Annotated in this window: 11 protein-coding genes and 1 tRNA gene; 4 read left to right on the top strand and 8 right to left on the bottom strand. The window is 61.8% G+C overall.

The annotated features are described in order from the left end of the window. Window positions 1-69 precede the first annotated feature (69 nt). On the top strand, window positions 70-459 hold the full coding sequence (locus tag G7Y31_RS01150; protein WP_165011089.1) for a hypothetical protein: 390 nt from the start codon (window positions 70-72) through the stop codon (window positions 457-459). Between the two features lie 68 nt (window positions 460-527). On the opposite strand, the gene G7Y31_RS01145 is transcribed toward G7Y31_RS01150, so the two are convergent. The 4 genes from G7Y31_RS01145 to G7Y31_RS01130 all read right to left on the bottom strand — a co-directional run bounded on the left by G7Y31_RS01145 (window position 528) and on the right by G7Y31_RS01130 (window position 2,548). Beyond that, window positions 528-821, bottom strand: a complete 294-nt coding sequence (locus tag G7Y31_RS01145) for a hypothetical protein (protein WP_165011091.1) — start codon at window positions 819-821, stop codon at window positions 528-530. An 11-nt stretch (window positions 822-832) separates the two neighbouring features. Then, window positions 833-1,012, bottom strand: a complete 180-nt coding sequence (locus G7Y31_RS01140) for a hypothetical protein (protein ID WP_165011093.1) — start codon at window positions 1,010-1,012, stop codon at window positions 833-835. Between the two features lie 59 nt (window positions 1,013-1,071). Next, window positions 1,072-1,144 (bottom strand) — tRNA-Thr (locus tag G7Y31_RS01135). Between the two features lie 168 nt (window positions 1,145-1,312). Next, the gene (locus tag G7Y31_RS01130) at window positions 1,313-2,548 is read right to left on the bottom strand and encodes a DNA polymerase III subunit delta' (RefSeq protein ID WP_165011095.1); all 1,236 of its coding nucleotides are present in this window, start codon (window positions 2,546-2,548) and stop codon (window positions 1,313-1,315) included. Between G7Y31_RS01130 and G7Y31_RS01125 the strand changes: the two genes are divergently transcribed. Together G7Y31_RS01125 and G7Y31_RS01120 are read left to right on the top strand one after the other, a co-directional pair. Next, a complete protein-coding gene (locus G7Y31_RS01125) occupies window positions 2,547-4,061 on the top strand; it encodes an adenylate/guanylate cyclase domain-containing protein (RefSeq protein WP_165011097.1) in 1,515 nt (504 codons plus the stop codon). The two genes, G7Y31_RS01130 and G7Y31_RS01125, sit on opposite strands and share 2 nt — an antisense overlap. An 80-nt stretch (window positions 4,062-4,141) precedes the next feature. After that, window positions 4,142-5,452, top strand: a complete 1,311-nt coding sequence (locus tag G7Y31_RS01120) for a DUF418 domain-containing protein (protein WP_244977416.1) — start codon at window positions 4,142-4,144, stop codon at window positions 5,450-5,452. Here the strand turns inward: G7Y31_RS01120 and G7Y31_RS01115 are convergent. The 3 genes from G7Y31_RS01115 to G7Y31_RS01105 form a co-directional block, all read right to left on the bottom strand. Then, on the bottom strand, window positions 5,366-6,070 hold the full coding sequence (locus tag G7Y31_RS01115; RefSeq protein WP_165011099.1) for a hypothetical protein: 705 nt from the start codon (window positions 6,068-6,070) through the stop codon (window positions 5,366-5,368). The genes G7Y31_RS01120 and G7Y31_RS01115 overlap by 87 nt on opposite strands. 12 nt (window positions 6,071-6,082) lie before the next feature. Then, window positions 6,083-9,124, bottom strand: a complete 3,042-nt coding sequence (gene topA, locus G7Y31_RS01110; protein ID WP_165011101.1) for a type I DNA topoisomerase — start codon at window positions 9,122-9,124, stop codon at window positions 6,083-6,085. A gap of 153 nt (window positions 9,125-9,277) precedes the next feature. Next, window positions 9,278-9,823: a hypothetical protein gene (locus G7Y31_RS01105; protein WP_165011103.1), complete on the bottom strand. Its 546-nt coding sequence runs from the start codon at window positions 9,821-9,823 to the stop codon at window positions 9,278-9,280. 432 nt (window positions 9,824-10,255) lie between these two features. Between G7Y31_RS01105 and G7Y31_RS01100 the strand changes: the two genes are divergently transcribed. Next, the gene (locus G7Y31_RS01100) at window positions 10,256-10,885 is read left to right on the top strand and encodes a DedA family protein (protein ID WP_165011105.1); all 630 of its coding nucleotides are present in this window, start codon (window positions 10,256-10,258) and stop codon (window positions 10,883-10,885) included. Window positions 10,886-10,910: 25 nt separating this feature from the next. On the opposite strand, the gene G7Y31_RS01095 is transcribed toward G7Y31_RS01100, so the two are convergent. Continuing rightward, entirely contained in the window at window positions 10,911-12,182 is a 1,272-nt protein-coding gene (locus tag G7Y31_RS01095; protein WP_165011107.1) for an MFS transporter, read from the bottom strand. Window positions 12,183-12,267: the final 85 nt, after the last annotated feature.

Below are 12,267 nucleotides of genomic sequence, written 5' to 3'. Positions count from 1 at the left end.
CAGCCCTACCAACAACCCGGAACACCACCCCGACCAACTTCCCGGAACACCCCTACCAAATACGCGCACTTGGCACCTCGTTCGTACCCTAAGCTGTCCTCGTGGCAAGCCGATTCCTTAACAGTGGATTATGGGAGGCAGATTAACGGGTTTAGCGCCCCGGCACAGCTGGGCGATAAAATTTGGCTCATCTCGGCCCGGCCGCGCCCGGGACACGATTCCGAATACGACAGCGTTTCCCCCTACCACTTCGACTACAAAGAGCACGCAATCGCTGAGATGGACTGGCTTAATGCCGACTATCCCGGAGACAACTACCTGCTGGCGTGCATAACCATCGGGTGGATCTCCCCAGACGTACTCCGACGCACCGATTGGCGCCCACCCTGGGCACCAATCGGACTACGCGAAGAAGACCAGCCCTACTCCCCCTTCCCGGGCCACGCCGCACAGTTCTAAAAAGTGTTACGCCCTGGGTGGGGGGCAGGCCTCCGGGCGCAGGCAAGGGTTCGGACTACTGGTACAGACTAGGGGTGCGGGCCGATGTAGAGGACCACAATCTTGTCCTGCGCATATTTCCAGTACATGCGCCAAGCACCGTGGGTGTTGTGTTCCACGTAGGAGATGTAGGTAGGGTCATCGGCTCTGGAGGTGCGCTTCTCCTGGTGAGTGTTGAAGGACGGGTACGTGGGGCCGAACTCGCGCATACGCTTGACGGCTTTAGCCACTTTGTCCTTCTTGGCGGGGGATTTGCGCAGCCGCTTGTCTAAGTCTTTGCGCGCAGTGGAGGTAAGTAAGACCTCGTATGCATCCCCTGCCATGACCGCGTGCTTTACATTCCGAGGCTATCGAAGCTGTCGAAACGGCCAAGATAAAAATCCTCCAGGCTCTGGTTGAGCACGGCCGTTATGGATTCAGTCGTTATGGATTCAGTGGAGAGGACTTCCGGAATTTCGCGCAGTCGGTCTTTATCCGCGGCGTAGAGATTACCTGTGGAAGTCATCAGCGTCACTGCGCTACCCCGATTCTGTCTAGCTGAGCGTGTGCCATATTGTGTATCAAGCGCACGAGAGCCGCCTGCGAGAATCGAACTCGCGACCTTCTCATTACGAGTGAGATGCTCTACCGACTGAGCTAAGGCGGCGTGCTGCGCGCGTTGCGTGCAGCGGTTAATCAGCTTAGCGCACAGCAAGGCTTTTGCAGAAATTCTGCCGCGGACCCGCCGCAACCTCGGTGCACAACCTCGGCGCACAACCTCGGCGCACGACCTCGGTGCGCAACCTCTAGGCGGAGTATGCGGGGTAGGGGGCACTTAGCGCGCGCCGCAGGCTTGGCGCAACCGGCCCACCAGGCCATCAAAGGCCAAGGCAGGACCAACGTTATTAGCAATGTGATTGCGGCAGGTGCGGATGGCATCCTGGGCGGCCACCAGGCCTTCCTCACTGACTTTGGCGGCCAATTCTTGGGCCAGGCCAGCGAAATCGGGGTGAGTCATCTCCACGTTGGCACCTACTTTGACCATGAGGGCGTCGCGGTAAATCCCTGCCAAATCCACCAAAGCCAAGTCCAATAGGTCCCGCAGGCGGCGGGTGGCCCGCTTCTTCTGCAATTCTTCTACCCGCTTGACCGCGGACTTGGCCTCGCGCTGGGCTTTGGCTGCGCCCTTGCCCTTAGCGCCGGCGCCATAGGCTAGCTCTACTGCGGCAATCTCCTTGGCATCAGCCTCCTGGTAAGCCTCTTTGGCTTCCTTCGTAATGGCGGCCAACAATCCAGTGGCGGCGGCATAACCGCCGGAGCCGTGGAATACAGACTCCGCCAAGTTGATGGCCGCAGCCCGGCGGCGCTGCGCCATGGGATCACTGACCAAACGGCGCGCCCGACCCACGTGGCGCAGGGAGGTCACGGCGGCCAGGCGGGCATCCTGAGGACTATGCCCCTCAGCCTGCAAAATCTCGACAATGCGCTCCACGGAAGGCGCCGGTATATACAGGTGGCGGCAGCGCGAGCGCAGCGTTTGGGAGAAGTCTTCCGGGGCATCGGTGGGGGCGCACAGGACCAGCACAGTGGAAGAGGACGGCTCCTCCACGGTCTTGAGCAGGGCATTGGCGGCCTCGTCGGTAAGGCGATCGGCATTATCAAAAATCACCACCCGATACGGCGCCACCGTGGGCAAGGAGGCCGCCTGGTGGATCATCTCCCGCACGCCCGCGACCCCAATGGAAAGCTCCTGCGGGCTGATAAACACCAAGTCAGTGTGCTGGCGCTGCTGCAAGATTCCCCGGCAAGACTCGCAGGCACCACAGCCTTGGCCGGGCTGGTCAGTGCACATCAACGCCGCCGCCAACGCCAAAGCGGCAGTAGAACGCCCCGCCCCCGGCGGGCCGGTAAACAGCCAGGAGTGCGCCAGTGCACGGGGGTCGGAGCCAGGCAACTTGCAGCCCGCAGCGGCGGCGCGGAGGATGGTGTCGCGGACCGAGGGGGTATCGGCAAGCAAGGCAGCAACATTCTGGGGGTTCACCCGCACCAGCCTAGTAGAGTATGAAGTCATGAACAGACTCCTGCGCGCGGCCGGTTGGTTGCTGCACACCCAGTGGCCCAAGTATGCCGCCGCGGTACTGGGCAGCAACATCGTGGGCGCAGTAGCCATCATGGTCTTTGTGCTCACCCTGCCCATGCCAGAGATCGCCCAATTTACTACCGCGGTGCCCAACCTGTGGCTCATTGCCCTGACCTACCTGGGCTTTGCGGTGCTGGTGGGCATGTTGGTGACCGGGCTGCTGTTCCGCCCGGTCATCGACTGGCAGCGCAACCCGCAGGCGCATGACCCCAATATGGTGCGGGGGTTAGTCATGCGCATCCCCGTCTACCAAGCTGGGGTGGCGGCGCTGGTGTGGGGCATTGGCATTGTGATTTCCGTGATCATCGCCACGCAGTCCTCCACGCGCCTGGCAGTGCTGGTGGGTATTTCTACCTCCTTAGCGGCGATGAGTGTGGTGCTGCTGACCTATTTGCAAGCAGAGCACCTGGTGCGTCCCGTGGCAGCGCTGGCCCTGGCGCGCCGCTTTGAGGACTCCACGCTAGAGCCGCCGGTGAAGTACCGGCTAATTTCGGCATGGTTGATGACGTCCGCGGTGCCGCTGGGCGGGATTATCCTGCTCATGTGGGCCCGCCACGCGGGGTGGTTTAATGCAGACGTCTCGGTGTCCATCGCGGCCCTTGCCTTGGCAGCGCTGGTGACGGGCTACTTTGGCACCTTCTTTGCCATGCGCTCCGTGGTGGACCCCATCTTGGACTTGCAAGACGCCATCCGCCGCGTGCGCCTGGGCGATAACGCGGTAGAGGTAGACATCTATGACGGCTCAGAGCTAGGCGTCCTGCAGGCTGGGTTCAATGAGATGATGCACGGCCTGCGCGAAAGCCAGCGAGTTCGCGAGACCTTCGCCCGCTACGTCGGCACCGAGGTAGCCCAAAAGGCCCTGGAGGAACGCCCCGAATTGGGCGGGGAAGAGCGCAAGGTGGGCGTCATCTTTGTCGATGTGATTGGCTCGACCACCTACGCCGTTAATCACCCACCTGAGCAAGTGGTAGAGGAACTGAACAGGTTCTTCGAGCGCGTGGTTACGGTAGTGCACCGCAACAAGGGAATTATCAATAAGTTCCAGGGCGACGCCGCCCTGGCCGTCTTTGGCGCGCCACACAATGTCTATGACTCCACTTCACTGGCCCTGCAAGCCGCGCGCGAATTGCGCCTGGAGTTACGCGACCTGGAGCTGGAGGCGGGCATCGGCGTGGTGGCTGGCAACGTGGTGGCCGGCCACATTGGCGGCGCGGACCGCTTCGAGTACACCGTGATTGGGGACGCCGTCAATGAGGCCGCCCGTCTGACCGAGTTAGCCAAAGACACCCCCGGACGGGTGCTGACTAACGCTGCCACCCTCAAGACCGCCAACGAGGCCGAGCAAGCCCGGTGGACTTTTATGAAGTCCATTGAGCTGCGCGGACGCCGCCGTATGACACGCCTTGCCCGGCCGGTGCGCGCCACTTTGGCGGACCGCTCCTAAGCCTGCGCCCCACCCCGCGGCCCTACCTTGGGCACGGCTGCCCTAGCCAGGGCCCGGGCGCCCCGCTAGAGTCAGTGGGCATGAGTTCCCCCACCACCACCGCCCCACCCCGCATGCTGGTTCCCGATGTCGCCCGCGGCTTGGCCCTGCTGGGCATAGCCCTGGCCAACGCACCCACCGCGTGGTTTCCCACGCACCCCGGCTCGCCCGGGTCGCACTTTGGCGGCGTGGAGAGCACTGCGGATAAAGCGGTCGTTGTCTTCACCGCAATCACCACGCATGTGCGCGGGTTACCGATGTTTTCTACGCTGCTGGGATTTGGCATTGGTCTGATTGTCATGAGTCTGTGGCGCCGGGGCTTCCCCTTGCCCACTACCCGGCGGGTGCTGCTGCGCCGCTATGGCTTCCTGGCGCTTTTTGGTGCGCTGCACCTGATCTTCCTCTTCTTCGGCGACATTATGCTGATCTACGGCGCCTCAGGAATGCTCATAGCCGCCATCTTTACCTGGCGGGATAAGACCCTGCTGCGGCTGTCGTATGGTTTGCTGGCTTTCAACTGCCTGCTGGGGATCCTTGGCGCCACGGGGGTGGCTGCCCTCGGCGGCGTCGCCCCGGGTGTTGTCTCTTTAGGCTCCGGGGATGGCTCCGGCAGCTTTTTACCCCAGAGCTATCCAGAGCTACTGCTATTGAACTCCGTCCTCCTGATGGGGCATCTGCTGACGTTGCCCATGTATTGGCTGCAGTACTTGCCGCTGATGCTCATTGGGTTTGTCTGGGCCCGCCGCGGCGTTCTTGCCGATGTCCCCTCCCACCGCCGTGAGCTGGGCATCTGGACCGCCATCGGGGCCACGGTGGCCATCGGCTTGGGTTTGCCGTGGGGCCTGAGCACCATCGGGGTGCTGCCCACCGCGTGGGCGTCGGCCCTGTCCACCGCCAATACCTTCCTTGGCGCGCTTACCGGCCCCGGAATCCTGGCCTTCTTGGCCTTGGTGCTCAATGGCGTGCAGCAGCGCGTGTGGAACGGCGCGAGCGTCCCGGTGTTGCTGCGGATCCCGGCGGCGCTGGGCAAGCGCTCCATGAGCGGTTACCTCATGCAATCGGTGCTCTTTAGCATTGTGGCGCAGCCCTTCTTGTTGGGCTGGAACCCGCCGGCTGCCGCCCAGGCGGGGCTGGCGCTGGGGATTTGGGTGCTCACGCTGGTGGGCGCCTGCCTGCTGGAGTGGGCGGGCAAGCCCGGCCCCTTTGAATACTTGCACCGCCGGCTGTCCTACGGACCCACAATGCGCCCGCAGCTGGCTAATTCCTCAGGCGTGTTCCAGGGCGTCGACAAGCAAGTAGGTCCCCACGGTGGTGGTGGCAGCCTCCCCGGCGGCCAGTCCGGTTCCCACTAGCCGCCCGGGCCGCAGGCTGCGTGCCAAGGTGGCGGCTTCTGCGGCCAGCAGCAGGTTGGCCCCGTGGGAGGCACCCCAGGTTTGCGGACGGCGCAGGCAGGCATCGCCCGCCAGGGCCGAGGTTGCCGCTGCTGCCGCGCCAGCTAAGGCAGTAGCTTGCCGATGCCCCCTCCCCGCCGCCAGCACTCCTGTGGCCCAGGCCCCTGCGCGCAGGCCCCAGCCGGAGGCAGTATTGCCCGCGCCCAGGCGCGCCAGCGCGGCAGCCAAGACCCCGTGGTGAACGATGAGGGCGGTGGTTCCCCACGCGCTGGGGGCCGGTGCGGACTTGGCCAGCGTGCCTACTGCGCCAGCCGCTAGCGACAGTTTTAAGTCCGGGCGCGGGGTGGAGCACGCCAGCAATACATAGGACCCGGCGTGCAAACCGCGGGCTAGGCGCGGTGCGCCTAAAACGTGAGCCCAGGCCGCAGATTCCCCGCAGGCCAGCGCCGCCCAGCGGCTGAGCGGGGCGCGCTGTAGCCCCCGCCAGGCGGCGTGGGCGCCTTCGCGGCTGCGCTGGCTAAAGTCCGCACCGGCCCGGCGCAGGCTGCGCGGGAGCGTGATTCGACCACTAGCAACCATGGTATTAGCCGCCTACCTGCGCGATCCCGCTTTGACCACGTTCTTGGTGGTCTGTTTGACGGAGGTCTTGGTGGACTTCTTTGTAGTTTTCTTAGCGGCCTTCTTTGTAGCTTTCTTAGCGGCCTTCTTTGTAGCCTTTTTGGTCGACTTTTTGGTGGTCTTCTTTGCGGTGCCACCCTCGGCAGCTTCCTTGGCGCGGCGCTCGGAAAGCAGCTCGTTGGCGCGGGCATCGGTAAGCTGCTCTGGGTCATCGCCACGGCGCAGCGAGGCATTGGTGGTGCCGTCCGTGACATAGGGGCCAAAGCGCCCGTCTTTGACCACCATGGGCTTGCCAGAAACATCGTTATTTCCCAGGGTCTTCAGCGGGGGCTGGGCAGCGGCGCGGCCGCGGCGCTTCGGTTCGGCATAGATAGCGCGAGCCTGCTCCAGCGTGATGGTGAAGATCTCTGCTTCCGAGGCCAAAGAACGCGAATCATTGCCCTTGCGCAGATACGGGCCGTAGCGGCCATTTTGGGCGGTAATCATTTCCCCGTCATCGTCGGCACCGACTTCGCGAGGCAGGCTGAGCAACTGCAGGGCCTGCTCCAACGTGACGGTAGCCGGTTCCATGGTAGAAAACAGCGAGGCCGTCGCCGGCTTGAGGGAGTCCTCCACGTACTGAGCAATGCGCTTTTCTTTTTGATTGGCGGCCGTCTTGGTCTCCCAATTCTTTGCCCGCTTGCCCTCGGCGGCGCGTTGCGCGTCTTCGGCAGCGCGCTCTTGCGCCACCACCTCGAGGGCCTCGGCCTCGGCCTTGGTGCGCTCATCATCGCGTACCAGCTCAGTCACGTAGGGGCCAAAACGACCTTCCTTGGCCACAATCATGCGGCCATTGGCCGGGTTGAGGCCCAGCTCGCGGCCGCCTTGCGGGGTGGCGAAGAGCTTTTCTGCCAATTCCTCATTGAGCTCATCCGGGGTCACGGTCTCTGAGAGGTTGGCACGCTGATACTCCACATTGCCCTCGGCGTCGCGGCCTACGGCGCGCTCAATGTAGGGGCCAAAGCGCCCGACGCGCACAAAGACATCCCGCCCCTCACTATCGGTGTAGAGCTTCAGGGAATTAACTTGGCGGGCGTCGATAGCCTCCAGGTTGACGTCAATCAGCGACTTCAGGCCGCCGTGGCGGGCGATAGACCCAGCGGTTTGCTCCGTGGCATCTGCGTTGCCAAAGTAGAAGCCGTTGAGCCACTCCGTGCGGTCCTCGGTACCAGCAGCGATGGCGTCAAGCTCGTCTTCCATCGAGGAGGTGAAGTCATAGTCCACCAGCTCCGTGAAGTTATTCTCCAACAATCCCACCACAGCAAAGGCCACCCAGCTGGGTACTAGGGCGTTGCCGCGGGAGAGCACATAGCCGCGGTCTTGAATGGTCTTGATAATGGAGGCATACGTCGACGGACGGCCAATACCTAAGTCTTCCATCTTTTTCACCAGCGAGGCTTCCGTGTAGCGCGCCGGCGGGTTGGTGGTGTGGCCGTCTACCGTGACCTCCTTGGCCACCAGGCCATCGCCTTCCTCCAGGTGAGGCAGGCGGGAGTCTTCGTCCTTGGCGGGCTTATCCTTGCCCGCCTTCCCGGTCTTCCCGGCTTTCCCGGCCCTGTCCGTCTCGGACTCCACGGCGTCCTCATAAGCCTTAAGGAATCCCGGGAACGTCAGCGTGCGCCCCGTGGCGGAAAACTCCACATCCACGCCGCCCTCAGCAGTCACGGCCAGGCCGGCCACAGTGACCTTCATGGAAGTACCCTTGGCGTCTGCCATCTGGGAGGCCACAGTACGCTTCCAAATCAAGTCATAGAGTTTAAACTCCTCCGCATCCAGCTGCTTAGCCAGCTGGCCAGGGGTAGCAAAGCTCTCCCCTGCCGGACGGATGGCCTCGTGAGCCTCCTGCGAGTTCTTCACCTTGCGGTCATAGACCCGCGGGGAGCTGGCCACATACTCAGCGCCATAAATGCTGGTAGCTGCGGCCCGCGCGGCATCGAGCCCCTGCTTGGACAGCGAGGTGGAGTCCGTACGCATATAGGTAATATGACCGTTTTCGTACAAACGCTGCGCAATGCGCATGGTGCGCTCAGAGGTAAAGTGCAGCCGGCGCCCGGCCTCTTGCTGCAGCGTAGAAGTCATAAATGGCGCATAGGGCTTGCGGGTATAGGGCTTGTGCTCCACCCCGGCCACATTAAGCTTCGAACCCTGCAGGCCATCGGCCAGCGCCTGCGCCCGGGCGGCATCAATCACCACCACATCACTGCTGGTCAACTGGCCACGATCATCAAAATCACGCCCGGCAGCCACCCGCTGGCCCCCAACGGCGCTTAAGCGGGCAGCAAAGGTCCTGGAGGCGGCATCGGCAGACTCAGCAGCAGAACCGGCATCCAACAGGGCACTTAAGTCCCAATAGGAAGCAGAGACAAAAGCCATGCGCTCCCGCTCGCGCTCCACAATCACGCGGGTAGCCACGGACTGCACCCGGCCAGCAGACAGGCGCGGCATAACCTTCTTCCACAGCACCGGGGAGACCTCATAGCCATAGAGGCGGTCCAGGATACGGCGGGTCTCCTGGGCATCAATCAGATTAACGTCGAGCTCACGGGTGTTATTCGCGGCCTCCACAATGGCGGACTTAGTAATCTCATTGAACACCATGCGGCGCACCGGCACCTTGGGCTTGAGCACCTCCAGCAAATGCCAGGCAATGGCCTCCCCCTCGCGGTCCGGGTCTGTGGCCAGGTAGAGCTGATCACACTGCTTGAGCTTGGCCTTGAGGTCCGCGACCTTCTTCTTCTTATCCGGGCTAATCACGTACAGCGGGCTGAAGTTGTCCTCCGGGTTCACGCCCAAACGCGCCCACGGCTCCTTCTTATAGGCCGCCGGCACGTCGGCAGCACCGCGGGGAAGATCCCGGATGTGGCCCACCGAGGCTTCAACAATGTAGTCACTACCAAGGTAGGGCTGGATCTTCTTGGCCTTGGTTGCCGACTCCACAATCACCAGGGTCTTGCCTGGCCCAGCTCCAGTTGCCACGTGAATTTCATCCCTTTCGCAGATGCGAATATAAAAATATGTCTCCCTAGCGTACACAGCGTACACAGCAAGCCCACTCCTGGGAAACCATACAGTATTTAATAGGGGCGCTGAACCGCTATGGCCGACCAGAGCCGCTAGAGTCCAACCCCCTTACACATCACCCCAAGCCGGCGGCCCCGACCATTTCTCAACATAGGACCGCGCAATCAATACAGCCAGAATAATAAAGAACGCACTGACTCCTACCCCCACAAAACAGATAAGCTGGCCCACGCCATCCTGAGAAGTCGTTTCCGGAAATCCGGACCCCAGTGTCAAAGCCGCCGCGGCTCCAATGCCTACCAAGGGAGCAGAGACCACCAAACCAGTAAAGGTGCGAACCTGACAAACAGCCATTAGTACGCAGAACAAGACTAGCGTTAAGGCACAGCAGACCAACTGCCAGGTCGGATAGTCACCAGGTGCAGGCTGAGTCAAAACCACCGATAGAGGCGTAGTAGGGTTCCAGCTCAACCATAAGGCCGGAGGGAGCAAGCCGCACACAAAGGAAACTGCGGAAATCTTAGCCATATACTTGGCCGCGACCACTCCACGCTTACGAACAGAAGCGACTATCGCCGGGATAACTAGTGGCGCTGCAAGTATGAGGGGAACCAGCAAGTTCAGGAAGAAATCTAGTAATTTGAAGTTAAGCATCTACACCCCTCACTGGTCGTCTCATGAACAACTCCAAAGATAGGAAACAGTGTGTGTTCCCAGGCACACTACGCCGCAAGGAGATAGTTCGCAAGAGAAACCAAAAAGACACCCCCGAGCGGGTCCCCACTTTGATACCCGGAGCGTGGGCTGCGCCATCAATCCCAGAGCCTGACATCCGAGAAGACTGGAGTCTCGTTCGAGACCGGCAGGGTGGAGTCTGGAAGTCACTCCTACGCCTGCGGCGGTGTAAAGTGCACGCCTAGAACGTGGCGACAGTCTGCACCCTAACCCGCGCCCTGCCACGCCCGCAGTGCCTGGCTGCCGACGGGCGGCAGACGTAGGCGGCAGACATGGGCAGCGGTGCGGTGCAGCACTGGAAGCTGCTGCCGTGCCACGAAGAGACCCGGAAGAAAAGGAGGCTTGCCGCGCATGGTGGAGACCCTGCTGAGCTGGATTGAGGCCATCATGCTCACGGAGTGGATCTATCCTCTCCTGGGCACGCTGATATTTCTGGACTGTTTTATCCCCGTCCTCCCCTCGGAGGTTCCCCTGAACTTGGTGGGTACCTGGGCTGGGTCCCAAGGTCAGCCCCACCTGCCCACCATGTTCTGGGTAGCTGTGGCCGCCGCGGTGACCGGGGATAACCTCTGCTTTGCCCTGGGCGGGCGGCTGATGCCACTGATCAACCGGGCACAGAAGGGCTCTAAGGCTTACGATGCCCTCCAATGGGTCAAGCGCAACATGCGCCGGGGTGCAGGTGCGGCCATTATCATCGCTCGGTTCATCCCGTCTGCCCGGCTGTTTATGACCATCCTTTTAGGCTCCATGCGCTACCCCTGGCCACTGTTCTTCCTCTTTGATACCTTCGGCGTGCTGCTGTGGGTCTTCCAAGCCCTGGCCGTGGGCTATGTGGGCGGCGTACTTTTTGCCGGCAATCCCGCGATTGCCATGGTGGTCTCTCTCATTGCCGCCGTTGCCCTGGGCTTTGGCATCCAGAAGGCCCAAAACTCTCTGGCCAATTGGTGGGACGCCCGCCGTGGGGTGGCTGAAACTCCTTAAGGGGAAAGTCCCCTTAACGCAGGGGCTAAGTCTGCCGCCGGCCCAAGCTGATGCCCAGGACGAAGGTGGCAAGAGCCATGCCCGTCCACAGCCCGGCGGAGAAGGTATAGCCGACATAATCCACAATGTATCCACCCAGCATGGCCCCCACTGGGACTGCGCCCATACACACAATGCGCATGGACGCCAGCCCTATGCCAATCTTGCCCTTGGGCAAAGCACTGACGAGGTAGTCCATCGCTGCAACGTTGATGAGCACCACTGCCATGGTCCACACCACAGATGAAGCCGCTGCCAAGTAGTACACCTGGCTGCGCAGGAGCACCGCCGCCAAGAAAAAGAGCGTTGCCACAAGCTGCCCCAAGGTGGCTACGACAACCAGCCGGAAGAAACTGAAACGATCGATAATGCGCGGAGTAATCAGCGATGCCACCAAGCCCGCGCCAGCGCCGAACATTTTCAAACTGGCGTAGGCCGAAGGGTCCAATGCTGTCTCGCGCAAGAGGAAGAGCGTCTGAGGGGTATCGGAAAACGCCAGGCCCAAATTCCCTGCGGCGATGAGGAGTACGGGGAGGAGGACCTGACGGTCTGCGATGATCAGTCTGAAGCCGTCCAGGAAGGAACCTGCTCTAACTTCGCCCTCTGACTGTGCAGGCTCTGGCTGTGCGGAGTCTGGCTGTGCGGCCTCTGACTGGGCAGTCTCTGCCGATGCCACGAACCCCGGCGTGCCAGCTAACCTGAGCCTGACCGGGCCAGCTATCAGCATGGCAGCGCATATCCCTAGGGCAGCAGCGCCCAAGTAACCTTCCCGGTAGAACTCTCCGGCAGCAAGGAGGGATACCACGCCGGGCGCCGCAATTCCCACTGCGCTATCCGCAGCCTCGAGCCGGGCCACCAGCTTCGGCCCTGGGGTAGCCTCTTGAATCTTCACGGCAGTGATGACTTGTGAGTTGTCGATGAACATGCCGACAAAAGACTGCATTACCTGCAAGATCAAGATGGTCCAGAAAGACAACCCACCAGCCACATAGAGCGCCGCCAAAGCGCTCAACAACAGCGCTTTTACCGCTAGCGAACCTATGAGCACTCGGAGCGGAGGGAGGGAATCCACCAGCCTTCCTATGGGCACCGCTGCGAGCAAATAGAGGACGATGGACAAAGAATTGAGTACAGCAAGCTGCCGCCCCTCGAAGCCCAGCTGATTGACCACGATAAACTGGGTAATCAGGCCCGCCGTCCGGCCAGAAAAGGCGTCCAAGACATTGGACCCGAGATACAGATACCGAATCGACTTCATGGGCTCTCCCTTATTGTCCAGATGCTTACACGGCGCCCCAGTGCGGTAGGTATCCGGTCACTCTACACCTTGCCAGCGGTGCTTA

The organism is Corynebacterium lizhenjunii (assembly GCF_011038655.2).
GTDB lineage: Bacteria > Actinomycetota > Actinomycetes > Mycobacteriales > Mycobacteriaceae > Corynebacterium > Corynebacterium lizhenjunii.
The sequence above is the reverse complement of the archived record's forward strand: the minus strand, read 5'-3'. Positions and strand labels throughout refer to the sequence as shown.

Excerpts from the sequence above, each read along its gene's own strand:
- G7Y31_RS01145 (WP_165011091.1), bottom strand. The coding sequence starts at position 821 with ATGGCAGGGGATGCATACGAGGTCTTACTTACCTCCACTGCGCGCAAA.
- G7Y31_RS01125 (WP_165011097.1), top strand. The coding sequence starts at position 2,547 with ATGAACAGACTCCTGCGCGCGGCCGGTTGGTTGCTGCACACCCAGTGG.
- G7Y31_RS01130 (WP_165011095.1), bottom strand. The coding sequence starts at position 2,548 with ATGACTTCATACTCTACTAGGCTGGTGCGGGTGAACCCCCAGAATGTT.
- G7Y31_RS01120 (WP_244977416.1), top strand. The coding sequence starts at position 4,142 with ATGAGTTCCCCCACCACCACCGCCCCACCCCGCATGCTGGTTCCCGAT.
- G7Y31_RS01115 (WP_165011099.1), bottom strand. The coding sequence starts at position 6,070 with ATGGTTGCTAGTGGTCGAATCACGCTCCCGCGCAGCCTGCGCCGGGCC.
- G7Y31_RS01105 (WP_165011103.1), bottom strand. The coding sequence starts at position 9,823 with ATGCTTAACTTCAAATTACTAGATTTCTTCCTGAACTTGCTGGTTCCC.
- G7Y31_RS01100 (WP_165011105.1), top strand. The coding sequence starts at position 10,256 with ATGGTGGAGACCCTGCTGAGCTGGATTGAGGCCATCATGCTCACGGAG.
- G7Y31_RS01095 (WP_165011107.1), bottom strand. The coding sequence starts at position 12,182 with ATGAAGTCGATTCGGTATCTGTATCTCGGGTCCAATGTCTTGGACGCC.